The organism is Candidatus Alkanophaga liquidiphilum (genome assembly GCF_053996935.1).
Map to the genome: position 1 here is coordinate 1 of NZ_JBMXYC010000032.1, position 18,020 is coordinate 18,020.

At 53.3% G+C, this 18,020-nt stretch carries 12 protein-coding genes, 1 tRNA gene, 1 pseudogene and 1 CRISPR repeat array; of the genes and pseudogenes, 13 read left to right on the top strand and 1 reads right to left on the bottom strand.

What is annotated here, in order from left to right:
* Positions 1 to 281 precede the first annotated feature (281 nt).
* The 6 genes from ACXJJA_RS04405 (at position 282) to ACXJJA_RS04430 (ending at position 6,552) form a co-directional block, all read left to right on the top strand.
* Positions 282 to 2,273 carry an FAD-dependent oxidoreductase gene (locus ACXJJA_RS04405; RefSeq protein WP_456487014.1) on the top strand — a complete coding sequence of 664 codons (1,992 nt, stop codon included), beginning with the start codon at positions 282 to 284 and terminating at the stop codon, positions 2,271 to 2,273.
* A gap of 136 nt (positions 2,274 to 2,409) precedes the next feature.
* Positions 2,410 to 2,483, top strand: a tRNA-Lys gene (locus ACXJJA_RS04410).
* Between the two features lie 72 nt (positions 2,484 to 2,555).
* Positions 2,556 to 3,209, top strand: a complete 654-nt coding sequence (hypB, locus tag ACXJJA_RS04415) for a hydrogenase nickel incorporation protein HypB (RefSeq protein ID WP_456487015.1) — start codon at positions 2,556 to 2,558, stop codon at positions 3,207 to 3,209.
* Positions 3,210 to 3,238: 29 nt separating this feature from the next.
* Positions 3,239 to 4,327, top strand: a complete 1,089-nt coding sequence (gene hypD, locus ACXJJA_RS04420; protein ID WP_456487016.1) for a hydrogenase formation protein HypD — start codon at positions 3,239 to 3,241, stop codon at positions 4,325 to 4,327.
* 73 nt (positions 4,328 to 4,400) lie between these two features.
* Positions 4,401 to 5,939, top strand: coding sequence for an acyl-CoA dehydrogenase family protein (locus ACXJJA_RS04425; RefSeq protein ID WP_456487017.1), 1,539 nt, complete (start codon positions 4,401 to 4,403; stop codon positions 5,937 to 5,939).
* A 40-nt stretch (positions 5,940 to 5,979) separates the two neighbouring features.
* Positions 5,980 to 6,552, top strand: a complete 573-nt coding sequence (locus tag ACXJJA_RS04430; protein ID WP_456487018.1) for a UbiX family flavin prenyltransferase — start codon at positions 5,980 to 5,982, stop codon at positions 6,550 to 6,552.
* 60 nt (positions 6,553 to 6,612) lie between these two features.
* Here ACXJJA_RS04430 and ACXJJA_RS04435 read toward each other — a convergent pair whose 3' ends face one another.
* Positions 6,613 to 7,497, bottom strand: a complete 885-nt coding sequence (locus ACXJJA_RS04435) for a CBS domain-containing protein (RefSeq protein ID WP_456487019.1) — start codon at positions 7,495 to 7,497, stop codon at positions 6,613 to 6,615.
* Positions 7,498 to 7,618: 121 nt separating this feature from the next.
* Between ACXJJA_RS04435 and ACXJJA_RS04440 the strand changes: the two genes are divergently transcribed.
* From ACXJJA_RS04440 to ACXJJA_RS04470, 7 genes and pseudogenes are all read left to right on the top strand, one after another.
* Positions 7,619 to 8,134 (top strand): LeuD/DmdB family oxidoreductase small subunit, encoded by a 516-nt coding sequence (locus ACXJJA_RS04440; protein ID WP_456487020.1) that lies wholly within the window; start codon positions 7,619 to 7,621, stop codon positions 8,132 to 8,134.
* 161 nt (positions 8,135 to 8,295) lie between these two features.
* Positions 8,296 to 9,033 (top strand): slipin family protein, encoded by a 738-nt coding sequence (locus ACXJJA_RS04445; protein WP_456487021.1) that lies wholly within the window; start codon positions 8,296 to 8,298, stop codon positions 9,031 to 9,033.
* Positions 9,034 to 9,092: 59 nt separating this feature from the next.
* Positions 9,093 to 10,328 carry a molybdopterin biosynthesis protein gene (locus tag ACXJJA_RS04450; protein ID WP_456487022.1) on the top strand — a complete coding sequence of 412 codons (1,236 nt, stop codon included), beginning with the start codon at positions 9,093 to 9,095 and terminating at the stop codon, positions 10,326 to 10,328.
* Positions 10,329 to 10,361: 33 nt separating this feature from the next.
* The gene (thsB, locus tag ACXJJA_RS04455; RefSeq protein ID WP_456487023.1) at positions 10,362 to 11,999 is read left to right on the top strand and encodes a thermosome subunit beta; all 1,638 of its coding nucleotides are present in this window, start codon (positions 10,362 to 10,364) and stop codon (positions 11,997 to 11,999) included.
* An 84-nt stretch (positions 12,000 to 12,083) separates the two neighbouring features.
* Positions 12,084 to 12,632 (top strand): adenylyl-sulfate kinase, encoded by a 549-nt coding sequence (locus ACXJJA_RS04460; RefSeq protein ID WP_456487024.1) that lies wholly within the window; start codon positions 12,084 to 12,086, stop codon positions 12,630 to 12,632.
* Positions 12,633 to 12,638: 6 nt separating this feature from the next.
* Positions 12,639 to 14,132 (top strand): acetate--CoA ligase family protein, encoded by a 1,494-nt coding sequence (locus ACXJJA_RS04465; RefSeq protein ID WP_456487025.1) that lies wholly within the window; start codon positions 12,639 to 12,641, stop codon positions 14,130 to 14,132.
* A pseudogene (locus tag ACXJJA_RS04470) lies at positions 14,129 to 14,218 on the top strand (hypothetical protein); the annotation flags it as partial. The gene ACXJJA_RS04465 and the pseudogene ACXJJA_RS04470, both read left to right, overlap by 4 nt.
* Positions 14,219 to 14,273: 55 nt before the next feature.
* Positions 14,274 to 17,892: direct repeats of the CRISPR family, unit length 30 nt; unit sequence CTTTCAATCCCACCTTGGTCTGATTTTCTC.
* The last annotated feature ends 128 nt before the right edge of the window (positions 17,893 to 18,020 follow it).

Below are 18,020 nucleotides of genomic sequence, written 5' to 3' on the forward strand. Positions count from 1 at the left end.
CATCACCGCCAACTATATCTATATTTTTGTTATATACAATGGATATGGGTATGGAGAGATGAGTTAAGTCTCATCACCACCGCTCTCCATACCCGCCGCATCCCGCCCTACGAGGCTTTCTGCGAGAGGCATGGTAAGGGAACTGCGACGGCTACGATTATTGCGCCCCCGAAATGGACGAAATTGCCAGCTCCAAAGCGTCTGCCCCTCAACACCACAAGTTTTCTTAATGATTGTGAAAGATAACCTAGATTAATCTCTGGGTGAAAGGAGGTGCTCTCTTGGTTCCGGATGAAGTAGCGGCTCTTTTTGAGCCGATAAAGATTGGAGATGCAGAGCTGCGGAACAGGATTGTGATGGCGCCGATGGGGACGGGCTTTGCCACGAGAGACGGCTTCGTCACTGAGCGCATGATTGCGTATTATACCGAACGGGCGAAGGGCGGCGCCGGGATGATTACCGTCGAGGCTTCCTGCGTAGACTCGCCTGTTGGGAGGCTCGGACCGCATGACCTCCTCGTGGACGACGACAAATTCATTCCGGGGTTGCAGAGACTAGCGGAAGCCATAAAGGCGGAGGGCGCTGTTGCGTCGCTGCAACTTGCGCACGGCGGTCGTTATTCCCGCTCTTACATCACGGGGACACAGCCTGTTGCCCCCTCACCCATACCCTCAAGATACACGAAGGAAACTCCTCGTGAGCTGACAACCGAAGAAGTAGAGGCTATCATCAATAAATTTGCAGACGCCGCCCTTCGTGCGAAGCGTGCAGGCTTCGACGCTGTCGAACTCATGGGCAGCACTGGCTACCTCATCAGCCAGTTCCTCTCATCGCTCACGAACAAGCGCACGGATCGTTTCGGCGGCGACGCTGCTGCCCGTGCGACGTTCGTCGTGGAAATCATCCAGCGAATGAGAGAGAAGGTCGGCAACAAGTTCCCGATTTCCTTCAAGTTCAGCGTCAATGAATACCTGCCGGGAGGTAATTCCGTTGAGGACTCGAAGATAATTGCGAAAAGGGCAGAGGAAGCTGGGGCTTCGATAATTCACGCATGGGCGGGCTGGCACGAGTCACCGATTCCGATGCTGCCGATGTCGGTGGAGCGTGGAGCGTTCGTGCATCTTGCAGAGGCGATGAAAGAAGCTGTGAGCATTCCCGTGACCACAGTGGGTCGCATCAACGACGTGAAGCTCGCCGCCAACATCATCAAGGAGGGGCGGGCGGACCTCGTTGCGATGGGAAGAGCTTTCCTTGCAGACCCGTATTTCCCGAACAAGGCGAGGGAGGGGCGTTTTGACGAGATAAGGATGTGTATAGGCTGCTGCCGCTGCTTCGACAACGTCATGCTCGCTCTTGCGGACCCTCGTTCGGAAGCCACGATTACGTGCTCGCTGAACGCCGAAGTCGGGCGGGAGTTCGAGCTTGCTGAGAAGTTGAAGAGAGTGGAGAAGACGAAAAAAGTGTTAATAGTCGGCGGCGGACCCGCAGGCATGGAGGCTGCCCGTGTTTTAAGGTTGCGGGGGCATGACGTTAAAATCTTGGAGGAGGACGAGAGGCTCGGCGGCAACCTGCTTTTGGCGGCAGTCCCTCCTTACAAGTCTGAGATAAACAACATTATTCAGTATTTGACTACACAAATGAAAAAGCTGGGCATCGCCGTAGAAACCGGGCGGAAGGCGACCGCAGAGGAGATTTTGAAGCTGATGCGGGGGGATGGTTACGACGAACTTGTGGTTGCAGTCGGCGCCTCACCAGCAATCCCGGAGGCGGACGGCGTCGCAGAACGCCTTGGCGAGAGCGTCTTCACCGCTGTGGACCTCCTTGCAGGGAGAGTTCCGGACGAGAAAGTTGGCGAGAGCGTCGTGGTCGTCGGTGGTGGGATGGTCGGTTGTGAGACTGCCGAGTTCCTCGCGGCTCGGGGCAAAAAAGTTACGATTGTGGAGATGAAGAAAAGAATCGCCGAAGACATCGGACCGACAACGAGATGGACCGTGGTGAAGAGACTCAGAGAGACGCCGAACATCCAGATCGTGACGTCTGCGAAACTCAAAAGCGTGACGGACCGGGGCGTCGTCGTCGAAGCCAACGGTGGCAGGGAACAGCGAGAGATAGAGGCGGCGACGGTCGTCCTTGCTGTGGGAATGCGACGCAACGAAGAGCCTCAGCGCTCGCTCCACGACAAAGTGAAGTTTGTGGAAGTCGGCGACTGCGTCGAGCCTCGTAAAATCCTCGAGGCGATCCACGAGGGCTGGCGAGTTGGATGCGAGCTTTAACCCATTTTTATTTCTATCTGTGGAGGATTTGGCGGGATGACAGGGAAGTAGAGGGAACTCAGGGCTGCTGGAGGAACGAAGATTTAAATACTTCGAGTGCCACTATCAATAATAGCAAAGCTCTTAAGTTCCTTGAGGGCCGGTAGCTTAGCCCGGAAGAGCGGCAGGCTCTTAACCTGTTGGTCGGGGGTTCAAATCCCTCCCGGCCCGCTTTTCCTCCACGCCTCGTGAGCCAGATAGGATTGTTGCCCTGTGCGGGGGAACTGAAGCGGGGGTAAGAAGATGCACGGCGGCTCTGGAGTAATATCGCTGGAAAAGGACATTTTAAGAAGGAACGAGGAGCTGGCGGCTGAGGTTCGTGAGCTGTTAAGACGTAGCGGCGTCCGAGCGTTCGACATCATGGGTAGCGTGGGCTCTGGGAAGACCACTATCATCGAGCAGCTTGTGGACATGCTGAAGGCGGAGGGTGTGCGCTGCGCCGCAATCACCGGCGACGTGGCAGGTGACTGTGACTACCAGCGTCTCGTGCAGCACGGCATTCCCGCAAAGAACATAAACACCGGGAAGCAGTGCCACCTTGACTCTCATCTCGTGCTCCACGCCCTTGAAAATTTCAACTTGAGCGAAATAGATGTACTCTTCATAGAAAACGTTGGGAATCTAGTTTGTCCTGCGGACTTCCCGCTGGGCGCCGAGAAAAGAGTCGTTGTGATTTCAGTAACGGAGGGCGACGACATCGTGCGCAAACATCCCCTCATCTTCCAGCTTGCGGACATCGTCGTGCTTAACAAAATAGACCTAGCGGAATTCGTCGGCGTCGAGCCGCAAACCGTTGTCAAGGACTTCCGCAAAATCTCGCCGAACGGCAAGATCTTCCTCACAAACGCAAAAAGCGGCGAAGGGTTGGCGGAATTCAAGAATGCATTGCTTTCTTGACATAGCCGCAGCAGCTCCGTGATCGGGAGATGTTGTTCAGGTTTAGGGATTCGGGCGTTGCGAAGAAAATTGTGGAACGGCTTAAGGAGATGAACTTGGACATAAGAGTTATGCACGTTTGCGGGACGCACCAAGACACTCTTGTGCGTTTCGGGCTTGACGAACTTTTCAGCAGCGTGGGCGTGGAGGTGCGGCAGGGTCCCGGCTGCCCGGTCTGCGTGACCACGCCTTTTGAGATAGCGCAGGCGACGACGTTAGCTCGCTGTGGAAAGACCGTGGTGACGTTCGGCGACATGGCGCCGGTTCCGTCGGTGGGTGGCTCGCTTTTGGACGCTCGTGCGGAAGGCTGCGATGTCCGCATCGTTTACAGCGTCGAGGAGGCTGTAAAGGTTGCGAAGCGGGAGCCGCAGCGGGACGTCGTGTTCTTCGCTGTTGGTTTTGAAACGACGGCGCCGACGACTGCCGCCGCCCTTTTAAGCGAGACGCCGCCAAACTTCTACGTGCTCTCTGCGCACCGCCTGATACCGCCTGCAATGGAAGCTCTGCTAAGGCTCGGCGAGCTGCGCATCGACGGCTTCATAAACCCGGGGCACGTTTCCACGATCATTGGAACTACACCCTACGAGCGCATTTCCGCAAAATACAGAGTGCCGCAGGTGGTGGCGGGCTTCGAGCCTTTAGACATGATGATGGGCATTTACATGCTCGCACGGCAGATAAAAGAGGGGCGGTGCGAGGTCGAAAACGAATATTCAAGGGTTGTTAGGGCGGATGGCAACGTCAAGGCGCAAAATATGATGCGGGAGGTGTTCAGCGTCGTGGATACAAAATGGCGGGGGCTCCCTGAAATTCCAGAGAGCGGGCTCTCGCTACGCCGTAGTTTTGAGGAGCATGACGCCTCGAAAGCTTTTGAGGACGAACTTAAGGAGCTGTTGGAGCGCAAAGCAGAGTTTAAAGAGCCTACGGGCTGCCGCTGCGGCGAGATTCTGCGAGGTTTGATATACCCTGAAGAGTGCCCGTTGTTTGCAAAGCGGTGCACTCCTGAGAGCCCTGTCGGACCCTGTATGGTCTCGAGAGAGGGGAGTTGCAACATATTTTACAAATATAGGAGAAAATAGGATATGCCATTTGGCGGCGCCGGACGTGCTTAATTCCGACACGGCGCCAGCACTGCTAAATAGGGGATGCTTGATGGAGAAGCTACCGTGGTGGAACGACGCTCAGAGGGCGTTAGCGGATGAAGCTGAGCGTTTTGCAGACGAACTCACGCTACATGCGCAAGAGTTGGTGTGGCGGCGCAAATACCCTGTAGAACTAATAAAGGAAGCTGGGAAGCGAGGCTGGCTCGGCACGATAATTCCGGAGGAATACGGCGGCTCCCCAGAAACAGGATTCACCGGCTCTTGCATAGTCTTAGAAGAGCTTTCGAGAGTGAGTTTGGCAGGCATGCATTGCGTCGTGCACCTGTGTGACGAATATATGCTGCTGAAGCATGGCAGCGACGCCTTAAAGGAGGAACTTTTGCCGAAAATGGCACGTGGCGACCTCATCGGAGCGTTGGTAGTAACCGAACCTTACGTCGGGAACGACGCCGCTGCCATTGAGACTGTCGCCCGCAAAGAGGGCGACGAATATATCTTGGAGGGCAAAAAGCGTTTCATAAGCGGCGTCGGCGTCTCCGACGTTTATTTCGTTCTTGCGAGGACGAGCGACGAGCCCGAAGCAGTGCGGCGGCACAACCATCTCAGCATATTCGTCGTCGAGCGAGAGGCGGAGAACTTCCACGTCGAGCGAGTCAACGAGCTCATGGGCTTCGACAACATTTACAATGCTTACCTCGACCTCGACGGCGTGCGAGTGCCCGCAGACCGCATGCTCGGCGGTGAGGGCGAGGGCTGGCGCGCCCTCATGACCATGGCAAACTACGAGCGGCTTTTGGCGTCTGCTGTCCCTCTCGGCTGTATGCGGGAGGCGCTGCGCTACGCAGTTTTCCACATGAGCCGCCGTATTCAGTTCGGGCAGCCGACGCTCGCCCTCCCGACGAATCAATTCAAAGTGGCGGACATGTTCATGCGGTATCATGCCGCCCGCCTCATGACGTATCACGCCGCCTACCTCTTCGACCTCGGCAAGGAGCCAATAATCGAGGTGGCGGCTGCCCGCTGCTTCAACGCCGACCTTGCGTTTAAAGTCTTCGAGGACGCGACACAATGCATGGGCGGCGACGGCGTCACCCGTTTCTACCCAGTTGAAGCCTTCGTCCGCAACGGGAAAATAGGGCAGCTTGCCCCGACGACAACGGACATCATGAAGCTCGTGATCTTCAGGTTTGGGCTGAGAGCGTGGGCGGAGGCGCTACGCCCGCCCCGTCGTAAAGTCCACGAGGAGCTGAAAGTGCCAGTTACCGTCGGCTACTATGGCACCGTAAGTAGCGAGGCTGCAGAGGAGCGTAGCGTCGCCGAGGACGACGTGCTGAGGACGCTCGCCGAGAACTACAAGGTGAACCCCGGACTTTACATGCACCGTAACGACCTTAAGGAAGAACTCGGCATAGGTGACGAAAAACTCGACGAGCTCTTGACGACGCTCGAAAGCAAGAGACTTGCGACGCTTTACCGGCGAAAAGGCAAAATAGAGCTCGCAAGAGCAACATTCAAAGGACTGAAGGCAGCAAAAGTCGAAGAATACCGCTGGTTCCCTGAATGGGTCGATATGAACGACATGTTCTGATTTTCAACTTTTTGATTTTTAAATTGTGAAGGCAAGGTAAATGAGGATAGTAGTGGCAATTACGGGCGCAAGCGGCGTGATTTACGGGATCAGGCTGCTGGAGGTGCTGAAAGAGCGGGCAGAGACCATCCTTATAGTTTCAAATACTGCAAAAAAGCTGATACCCTTGGAGACAGGTTTTAAGATCGAGGACGTTTACGGGCTTGCGTCACGGGTTTATGAAAACGCTGAATTGACGGCGGAGGTTAGCAGCGGCACTGCTAAATACGACGGCACCGCGGTCGTGCCATGCAGTATGAAGACGCTCGGCTGCATCGCCGCTGGCATCTCAGCGACGCTTATCACGAGGGTTGCGGAGGTTTGCCTCAAGGAGGGACGGCGGCTCGTGCTCGTGCCGAGAGAGACACCTCTAAGCACAGTTCACCTCGAAAACATGCTTGCATTGCGGCGTGCCGGCGCTATAATCCTGCCGGCGTGCCCGGCTTTTTACCACGAGCCGAAGAGCACCTCAGACCTCGTAGACTTCATCGTCATGAAAGTCTTAGACGCTCTCGGGATGGAAAACGAGCTGGTGCCCCGCTGGGGCACTGAATTGCAATCAAAGCAAAGTTAGTTTACAAAAGTTAGACAAATTTGATTGTGCTGCGGCAGGCATTCCTACTCAAAATGCTCCTTACTTATACACCGAATACTCTCTGAGCAGTGACGTTCTCGGCACAAGCCCTATCGGCTTGCCGTCTATCGTCACGAGGAGGCTACCGACCCCGTAGCGGTTCACGAGTTGGACGGCTTCGTAAACAGAACGGTCGCTTTCGATGGTCACCACCCTCTTTTTCGCAAGCGTTTTGGCTTTGACGTTGAATTTCCCGCTAGCTACCGCCTTGCCTACGTCCTTAAATGTGAGTATTCCAATTATTTCATCGTCCTTTGAGGTCACGACCGCCCTGTCCACGTTGTTCTTGAGCAGAATCCGAGAAGCCTCTTGGATGGTGGCGGTGGCTGGCACTCTCACCAGATTACCATCAACATAGTCAATTATCTTTTTCTTTGGCAACGATATTATACTCATAACATTACATATTACTACGTTTTCGGTGTCATCCCTGCCGATGACCTCGCCTTTTACCAAGACTTTGTTCACAGGCGTCGGTCCAACCTCTATGATGTCACCAATGTCAAAACCCCTTACGCTTCCGAGGATTTTGATGTGGGCGGTGCAGACCTCAGGATGCCGAATCATCTTGAACTCTATCTCCTCGACGGTCACGCCCTCCACGAGTTGCCCGTTCTTCAACACAGGCACCGGTGCCTCTTTTTCAGTGCTCACCTCCAGAATCTCGTAGGCTCTCCCGGTCGCCCTGTAGCCGCCTTTCGGACCAGGGACTCCCTCCACGAGCCCAAGGGACTTGAGCGTCTGCATCTGGTTCCGTATGGTGCCGGGATTGCGCCCGATGAGCCCTGCGATTTCCTCGCCACGAATCGCACGTCCCTCTCGCCGATACAAACTAATAAGCGAAAGCAGTATTTGCTTCTGGACCGGCGTCAATTCTATTGCCATTTCTTACCTGTCCTCCTATGCCTCTTCTGCCCTCATTAATAGTGTCAAATCGTCAAAATATAAATATTGATTGGTGTGAGAAGCTTATGTTTATTGAATTTCAGATGGGAGCGGAGAAAACATGCAGAGCGCGAGGATAAAAGGGAGGGTCTTTCATATATTCCCAGAGAACACGAACACTGACGAGATAATATCAGGGAAATACAAATACGATGAGCTTGATTTAGATAAGCTGGCGGTGCACACGTTCGAGTCCGTATATCCGGGTTTCTATGCCGAGATTAAAAAGTTCAAGAGCCCGATACTCGTGGCTGCCCGCAATTTCGGCTGCGGCTCTTCACGGGAGCAGGCGCCGCACGTTTTAAAGGCATGCGGCGTGCGCTGCATAGTTGCCACTTCCTTTGCACGCATCTTCTTCAGGAACGCCATAAACATAGGGCTGCCGCTCGTGGAGTGCGACATCGCCGGGCACGTGAAAAAGGGCGACGAGCTCGAAATAGACATGGAGGGGGGTGAGATTAAGAACCTGACGAGCGGTGAGGAGTTCGCATTCAAAAAGCTCCCGCCTTTCCTCATGGAAATATTCGCAGAGGGCGGCTTGATTCCTTACTTAAAGAAAAGGGGGGGCTTTGGTTAGACTGATGCCTTCTATGTAGCAAACGGTGAGGGTCCCCGCCAGAACCGCAGGGACTGCGAGAAAGGGAAACGCATCATCAGGCGTTAGAAATTCCCTCAGCAGTATTATTTCCCTCAGCAGTATTATATAGGACCAAGACAAAAATAAAGGAGGGTGATAAAATGCTAGGCTGGCTTGTTGGCATCTTACTCGTTGTCGTGATACTGCTCGCCGCCTCGATAAAGATCGTGCGGGAGTATGAGCGTGGCGTGATTTTCCGCCTCGGTCGACTTGTCGGTGCACGTGGTCCTGGGCTCTTTCTGGTAATTCCGCTGTTTGAAAGCATGGTGAAGATAGACTTGCGGATAAAGGTTTTCGACATCCCGCCGCAGGAGGTCATTACAAAAGACAATGTCACGACGAAAGTCAACGCCGTCGTTTACTACCGAGTTATTGACCCCGAGAAAGCGATTACACAGGTCGAAAATTACGACTACGCCACCGCCCAGATGGCTTTGACGACACTGCGGAGCGTCGTCGGACAGTCAGAGCTCGACGAGCTCCTTTCGGAGCGGGACAAGCTGAACATGCAGCTCCAGAGGATAATAGACGAAGCGACAGACCCCTGGGGCATAAAAGTCTCGGCAGTGGAAATCAAGGACGTAGAGCTACCCGCAGAAATGCGAAGAGCGATGGCGACGCAAGCTGAAACCGAGCGTGAGCGGCGTTCGAGAGTCATAGCAGCGGAAGGAGAACTTCAGGCGTCAAAAAAACTGGCAGAAGCTGCGAAAGTGCTCAGTGAGGCAAAGGGGGCAATGTTCATCAGGATGCTGCAGACCTTAAAAGAGGCGACTGAAGAAAAAGCCTCGACTGTCATCATACCGTTCCCTGCAGAGTTCCTTGATATTCTGCGGAAGTAGCGGGGCGTGGGACCGTAGCACCTAACCGAACACCGTTCGCAACTCGGTCGTCTCAAGCCATGAAAAGATTTTTGGAAGTAAAGGATCGCGAGGAGGTCGAAACTCTAATTTGGCCGTTTGCCGAGAGGATGCGGGCAATTAAGGAAGTGTCGCTCGGCGAGGCGCTCGGCAGGGTGCTGGCGACGGACGTGCGCGCAAACCGGGACGTGCCGCCGTTCGACCGGGCTGCAATGGATGGGTATGCGGTGCGTGCCTCAGATACGTTCTACGCAGATGAGGAGCGTCCTGTAACCCTTAAGGTCGTGGGTGCCGTGCACGCCGGCGAACTTCCGAAGCTTGAGGTGCGGAGCGGCGAGTGCGTCGAAATCGCCACGGGAGCGCCGATGCCTAGCGGCGCCGATGCTGTCGTCATGGTGGAATTCACAGAGCTTGAGAACGACGAGGTCAAGATATACAAGGCGGTGGCGCCCGGCGAGAACGTGATGGCTGCCGGCTCTGATATAAAACGTGGCGAGCTTGTTTTGAAGCGTGGCACGCTCCTCCGCCCGAGGGATTTGGGAGTGCTTGCGGCGTGCGGCATTTCCAAGATACAGGTATTTAAAAAGCCGAGAGTTGCGGTAATATCGACGGGAAACGAGCTTTTAGAGCCGGGAGAGCCGCTGAAACCTGGGAAGATTTACGACGTAAATTCGCAAACGCTCAGCGCAGCGGTCTCAGAGAGCGGCGGTGTCCCCTTATTCTTGGGTATACTTGGGGACGAACCGAACGCCCTTCTCAAAACACTAAGGCACGCCGTCGGAAGTCACGACGCTGTTATTATCTCCGGCGGGACGTCTGCGGGCGCCTCTGACATTTTATACGAGGTGCTGGATGAACTCGGCGAGATTCTCGTTTATGGCGTGAACATAAAGCCCGGGAAGCCGTTCATTTTCGCCGTCGTTGAGAACAAGCCGGTGTTCGGGCTGCCTGGGCATCCGACGTCGGCAATAATTACTTTTAGCCTCTTCGTCGCCCCTCTTTTAAGAAGGGCAAGCGGACTGCCGCCACGAAAGCCCGCAAGGGTAATAGCGAGGTTATCAGCACGCATATTTTCGGAGAAAGGCAGGCACGAATACGTGCTCGTGAAGCTCGTTGAGGAAAATGGGGATCTCGTCGCGACGCCAATCCTCAAGGGTTCCGGCGCAATAACGACGCTTGCGAACGCTGACGGCTACGTGCTCGTGGATGCACAGACGGAAATCGTCGAGGGTGGCGAGGCGGTGGAGGTCTCTCTCCTGACAGAAAAGTTTATATAGAACTGCAAATTTAACCAGGAGTGGTGATGCGAGATGGCACAGCTCGGTGGCACTCCTATACTCATACTTAAAGAAGGTAGCGAGCGGACGAGAGGTAGAGAGGCGCAGTCCCGTAATATACTGGCGGCGAAGACCATCGCAGCGGCGGTCCGCACGACACTCGGCCCGAAGGGCATGGACAAGATGCTTGTTGACTCGATGGGCGACGTCGTCATCACGAACGACGGCGCTACGATCCTCAAAGAGATGGACATCGAGCATCCGGCGGCGAAGATGATGGTCGAGATTGCGAAGACGCAGGACGATGAAGTTGGCGATGGGACGACGACCGCCGTTGTCATTGCGGGTGAGCTTCTCAAGGAGGCTGAGGAGCTGCTGGAGCAGGAAGTCCACCCGACGGTGATTGCTGCCGGTTACAGGCTTGCGCTGGAAAAGGCGACACAGGTCTTAGACGACATTTCGATTAACCTCTCCCCGGACGACGAGGAGACGTTGAAGAAGATAGCGATGACGGCAATGACCGGGAAGGGGGCGGAGGTCGCAAAGGACGTCCTCACAGAGCTTGCTGTAAAAGCAGTGAAAACGATAGTCGAGGAGGGCGAGAAGAAAATAGACACCGACCACATAAAAATAGTGAAGAAGATGGGCGCAGCCTCTGACGAGTCACAGCTCGTCAAGGGCATGATTATAGACAAGGAGCGCGTGCACCCCGGGATGCCGAAGCGGATCGAGAATGCGAAGATTGCGCTCATAAACTCAGCGCTTGAAATAGAGAAGACGGAAATTGATGCGAAGATTGAAATTACGTCGCCTGAGCAGATGAAGGCGTTCCTCGACGAGGAGGAGCGGATGCTGAAGAACATGGTGGACAAGATTGCGGAGGCGGGCGCCAATGTTGTGTTCTGCCAGAAGGGGATTGACGACCTTGCGCAGCACTACTTGGCGAAAGCTGGGATTCTGGCGGTTCGCAGGGTGAAGGAGAGCGACATGAAGAAGCTCGCCCGTGCCACTGGCGGTAGGATCGTAACGAGTATTGAGGAGCTGAGCGCCGCAGACCTTGGCGAGGCAGAACTTGTCGAGGAGCGTAAGGTTGCAGGCGAGGAGATGATTTTCATCGAGGGCTGCAAGGACCCGAGAGCAGTTTCGATACTCCTGCGAGGCGGCACCGAGCACGTCGTCGACGAGCTTGAGCGAGGACTGAACGACGCCATCAGGGTCGCCGCCGCCGCTCTCGAAGACCGCAAATACGTAGCTGGCGGTGGGGCACCCGAGACCGAGGTGGCGCTGCGTCTCCGTGAGTATGCGGCGACCGTCGGCGGACGTGAGCAGCTCGCTATCGAGGCGTTCGCACGAGCCGTCGAGATTATCCCGCGGTCGCTGGCTGAGAACGCCGGGCTCGACCCGATAGACATGGTCGTCGCGCTCAGGGCGGCGCACGAGCGTGGCGAGAAATACGCTGGGCTCGATGTCTTCGAGGGCAAAGTCGTGGACATGAAGGAGGCAGGCGTCCTCGAGCCACTGCGAGTGAAGACGCAGGCGCTCAGCTCGGCGACGGAAGCAGCAGTCATGATTCTCAGAATCGACGACGTCATCGCCGCTGCGAAGCTCGAAAAGGAGAAAGGCGGTGGCAAGGGACCTGAGCTCGGTGAAGAATCTGAATCTGAGTTCTAATTTTTTATTTTCCATTTTTTTGTCAGAATCACGTTCGGCATTGAGATGGGGTAAACAGAAGATAAACAGCAGAAAATTAAGAAAATGCAGAGGGAGGAGGGCTGGGCGCTCTGGGTCACTGGGCTTCCGGGCTGCGGCAAGACCGCTATTTCCAGAGAGGTTAAAGAACTTCTTGCCGAGAAGGGAATAAACGTTAAGATTCTTGAGCTTGACGAGATTAGGAAGGTTGTAACGCCAAATCCTACCTACACGGACGAGGAACGTGATATTGTCTATGCGGCGCTCGCATACATGGCAAAGCTGCTCTGTGAGTGTGGTGTGCCCGTTATAATAGATGCGACGGCGCACCGCCGCAAATATAGAGAGCGTGCCCGGGCGCTGATAAGCAGATTTGCAGAGGTCCATGTGAAGTGTCCGCTGGAGGTCTGCATGCAGCGGGAGCGGAAAAGGCGTGCGGAGCACTCGCCGCCCCGCATTTACGAAAAAGCCCGGCAGGGTGCCAGAGTGCCGGGGGTCAGCGTCCCCTACGAGGAGCCGCTCAATCCGGAAGTCGTGGTCGAGAGCGATAAGCTGGGCGTCGCCGAGAGCGCAAAAAAAATCGTGGAGTTTATATTTTCGACTTTTGAAAGGTAGTTTAAGATGAAAAGTAGCTTAAAAGGGGAGCTTGACGCCTTTTTCAAGCCGAAGGGCGTGGCGCTCGTCGGCTTTTCGAGGAGCGTCGGCGCCATCAGCACGAACGTCCTCATCAACATAAAATCGGGCGGCTACGAGGGCGACGTCTTCGTCTGCAATAAGAGCGTTGCTGCTGGCGAACGTATCTTCGGCGTCGAGAATTACCCCCAGGTGAGCTTAATACCGAAAAGAGTGGACTTGGCGGTTCTAACGGTGCCGTCGCACGTTTTGATTGAAACTGTGAAGGAATGCGGCGAATGCGGCGTGCGGGCGGTAATCTGCATAACCTCGGGCTTCGGCGAGACCGGCGAAGTGGGCAAGAAGAAGCAGAAGGAGCTCGTGAGGGTTGCGAGGCGTTTGGGGCTCAGAATCGTCGGTCCGAACTGCAACGGGTTATTCTCGGCGGAAGCCAAGCTTGCGGCGATGCTCTCCCCTGTGAGACCAACGCCGGGAAGCGTCGGCGTCGTGACACAAGGAGGCACGCCCGGCGTCACTATGCTTAACCTCTCAAAGAAATATGCGCCAATCGTCGGCTTTTCAAAATGCATAAATCTAGGCGACACCGCCGACGTCCAGCCACACGAAATCCTCGAATACTACGGCGAAGACCCCTCCACAAAAGTGATTGCGTGCTATTTTGAGGGGTTAAAGGACGGCAGGAAGTTCGTAGAGGTCGCCGCCGAAATTTCTCAGAGGAAACCAATTATCTTTTACAAGGCAGGCACGTCAGAAGCTGGGAAGCAGGCAGCGTCAAGCCACGTCGGCGCCCTCGCCGGCGACGAGCGTGTTTATGAAGCGGCGTTGAAACAAGCGGGTGTGCTGCAGGTGCGCAACATCAACGACTTGGTGGATGCCACCGCTGCGCTCGTGACGCAGCCACTGCCCAAAGGCGGGAACGTTGGGATTTTGACCTTTGGAGGCGGAGGCGGCGTCATGGCTGCCGACGAGCTTGAGCGGCTCGGCTTGAACGTCCCGCAGATAAGTAAGGAACTCGTCGAGACGCTCAACGAAATGCTCCCGCCGTATTGGTCGCACCGCAACCCCGTGGACATGACCGACGGCTTCGCCGACCTGCGGGTGCCGCCGAAGTGCGCTGAATTACTTCTGAGAGAGGATTACATAGACATGCTGCTCGTCATCGGCGTGGGCGTCCTCGAAGGCGTGGACGTCGGCGAGAATCTGCCGCCTGAGCTGAAGAGTGTGGGTGAGAAGCTGAAAGCCATCACCATCGGTTTCGAATCCCACATAGGAAAGGCGCTCCTCGGACTGCGTGAGCGCTACAAGAAGCCGATCATCGGCTGCATGATTTGTGGCGAGCGTGGCGGCAACTCCGTAAAAGCTTTCCAGAACAGCGGCGTCCCCGTTTACGACTCTCCCGACAGAGCCGCACGGGCGCTCTGGGCGCTTTGGGCGTATAAACAATTTATTGAGCGGAAGCAAAGACAATTCCGCGGGAAATGAGGCTGGTGGTGAGAGTAGTCCCGAATGCGAAAGAAAACAAAGTTTTAAAAGAAGCAGGGCGGCTTAAAGTTTATGTAGCCGCCCCGCCGGTGAGTGGCAATGCGAATAAAGCCGTAATAGTGCTTTTGGCAGAATTTTTTACTTTCAATCCCACCTTGGTCTGATTTTCTCTCAGGGTGGTGGTGATGAGCGGAAACGTCAGGAAGGTAACTTTCAATCCCACCTTGGTCTGATTTTCTCTACGAGCGGCGGGCGACGATAGACGAAATAAGAGCGCTTTCAATCCCACCTTGGTCTGATTTTCTCGAAAGCAAAAATTTCATCAACAAAATATACAAGCAACTTTCAATCCCACCTTGGTCTGATTTTCTCAGGCGGCGGGGGTGCTCGTCAATGAGATTCAAATACTTTCAATCCCACCTTGGTCTGATTTTCTCTGGCTACGACACACAAAGCAAGTGGCACGTGCACGACTTTCAATCCCACCTTGGTCTGATTTTCTCGCTGGGAGTTTACGCAGAGAAAATACTACGTCGAACTTTCAATCCCACCTTGGTCTGATTTTCTCCGCCCCTTATCAAGTCAAAGGGGGCGGCAACAAAACTTTCAATCCCACCTTGGTCTGATTTTCTCGTGTGAGAATGAAAGTGGCTGATTTAGTGGACTTTTCTTTCAATCCCACCTTGGTCTGATTTTCTCGTATTCTCGGTGCCGACGTTCTTCAGCCGTCTTCTCTTTCAATCCCACCTTGGTCTGATTTTCTCACGATTTTTCTGCGGTGCAATAAGTGCGAGTCGATAACTTTCAATCCCACCTTGGTCTGATTTTCTCTCGCTCCTGACCACGAGGGTTACCTTGATGTTCTTGCTTTCAATCCCACCTTGGTCTGATTTTCTCAGACAATCCTAAAGGCTTCTTCGAGGACGAGCGAGGCTTTCAATCCCACCTTGGTCTGATTTTCTCTTACAAGCTTGCAAATTACAGTTTCCTATCTCTAGCGACTTTCAATCCCACCTTGGTCTGATTTTCTCTTCACATCGGTGCCCCAGCCTGTGATATGAAAGCATCTTTCAATCCCACCTTGGTCTGATTTTCTCTTTGCGCCCAGGATGGACGGTGATAAAAAAGAACCGACTTTCAATCCCACCTTGGTCTGATTTTCTCTCGCCCATCATAGCGCATCCCTCCTCTTGAGGCACTTTCACTCCCACCTTGGTCTGATTTTCTCGCAGTATATCGAAGATTGACGATTACATCGTAATAGCTTTCAATCCCACCTTGGTCTGATTTTCTCATAGGCGGGCGTAAGAGGTATGAATGCGTAGTATGCTTTCAATCCCACCTTGGTCTGATTTTCTCTCCAGCATCGGGATGACACAGCCACCATCGTCCCTGGTCCTTTCAATCCCACCTTGGTCTGATTTTCTCATGAAGTTATTGACTCGTGAGGACTTAGCGGGCTACTTTCAATCCCACCTTGGTCTGATTTTCTCGGTTACAACACTCGAAGGCGTAATGCATGGGCGGAACTTTCAATCCCACCTTGGTCTGATTTTCTCAAAGTTGCACCACAGGTATGCGTATGAGCCTCTACGCTTTCAATCCCACCTTGGTCTGATTTTCTCTCGAAATTTTAAGCCTGGTGCAATTTTTTTCAGTAGGTAACTTTCAATCCCACCTTGGTCTGATTTTCTCAGAATTCAAGAAGCATACAAAGAACTGCGAAAAGCGCTTTCAATCCCACCTTGGTCTGATTTTCTCACAAAGACGCTGATACATAGGATTTTGAACTGTGCACTTTCAATCCCACCTTGGTCTGATTTTCTCCCTCTCCATCGAAGTCGTAGAAGACCGATGTGACGAACTTTCAATCCCACCTTGGTCTGATTTTCTCACAGAAAGAGGGGCGATAAGTTCAAGTGCCTACGCTGCTTTCAATCCCACCTTGGTCTGATTTTCTCCTGAAAAGGGAGCAAAACGGGAGAAGTTATGTGTTTGCTACTTTCAATCCCACCTTGGTCTGATTTTCTCCGTGATGATGGCACTGAAGAGCGCCCAATACTGCGACTTTCAATCCCACCTTGGTCTGATTTTCTCGTAGGACAGCGAGCCGAAGACTGATATATTCCGCTTTGCTTTCAATCCCACCTTGGTCTGATTTTCTCAGATTCAGGGCAAATGAGTGCTTCTGGAACAATCTTCTTTCAATCCCACCTTGGTCTGATTTTCTCGATGAGGATATTCGGGGCTATTACCTGATAGCCTCGACTTTCAATCCCACCTTGGTCTGATTTTCTCTCCACACCTCCCAGAATTTTTAGCCGCCTCGAAGATAACTTTCAATCCCACCTTGGTCTGATTTTCTCCTTAACTAATGCTCTTTACCTCCTATTTTTGCATACCTTTCAATCCCACCTTGGTCTGATTTTCTCTCAATGAAAGGATTCTCAATCTCAATTGCACCGCTCATCTTTCAATCCCACCTTGGTCTGATTTTCTCTGGGCAGGTCGGGATGCCGTCTATTACCGCCGCAGCTTTCAATCCCACCTTGGTCTGATTTTCTCACGGGGAGTGCTTCAGATAAAGCCACCCAAGATGACTCACCTTTCAATCCCACCTTGGTCTGATTTTCTCTTCCCTCCCCTTACGGGGCTCATAGATGAGCCAGGACTTTCAATCCCACCTTGGTCTGATTTTCTCTCTCATTGTGGATAGCATCAGCGCCCCCATCAGGGCTTTCAATCCCACCTTGGTCTGATTTTCTCAATAGTCTATTAACCTTTTTGCGTTCATCTTACATCCTATTCTTTCAATCCCACCTTGGTCTGATTTTCTCACCTTAAAGCCTATATCGTGCAAAAATGGAAAATCTTTCAATCCCACCTTGGTCTGATTTTCTCGAACATAAACTGGACGGAGATAGGCGATTTGATTTCGCTTTCAATCCCACCTTGGTCTGATTTTCTCACGGTTTCTCACGCTCGCAAACAAACAGCAGCATTCTTTCAATCCCACCTTGGTCTGATTTTCTCGGGAAACATTAAAGCGAAACAAGGGAAACAGGGTAACCTTTCAATCCCACCTTGGTCTGATTTTCTCGCGTTGAAGCGGAAGGAGAGAGAAAACGCTATACATCTTTCAATCCCACCTTGGTCTGATTTTCTCGCGGCACGACGAAGGAGTATTTTTGACATTAACGACTTTCAATCCCACCTTGGTCTGATTTTCTCTTTTTGCATTTGCACGTTGTTATTTTCGGTGTTTCGCTTTCAATCCCACCTTGGTCTGATTTTCTCTGAAGAAACGAAGAGGTGGTGCGAATTGGGAGAAAACTTTCAATCCCACCTTGGTCTGATTTTCTCGCTATATCGGCGGGAATATTTCTTCCAGTGCTGGCGATCTTTCAATCCCACCTTGGTCTGATTTTCTCTCATTACCTGTAAAGGAGGTAATGTCATGAATACGAACTTTCAATCCCACCTTGGTCTGATTTTCTCCCCGACGCCGAGCAGGCGTTCAAGAAAGTGAAAAAGCTTTCAATCCCACCTTGGTCTGATTTTCTCGCGACGAGCTTGGCGACTACGAATTGACGCTGACAACCTTTCAATCCCACCTTGGTCTGATTTTCTCGCTGCTTCTTTCGTTTCTTCGACGTGAAGCGTGTTCTTTCAATCCCACCTTGGTCTGATTTTCTCTCCCCCGTCAAGTGCGACGGCGACGCCAAAAGAGCTTTCAATCCCACCTTGGTCTGATTTTCTCAGGCAAGTTTCTTTTGCCTGCGCTCTGTTTAAAGTCATGAGGCGGCCCCATATAAAACTTACTATCTCGGATCAGTGATTCTCGTCCCCATATATAAAGAATCCAGACTCGCCATGTGGGAATTTTTT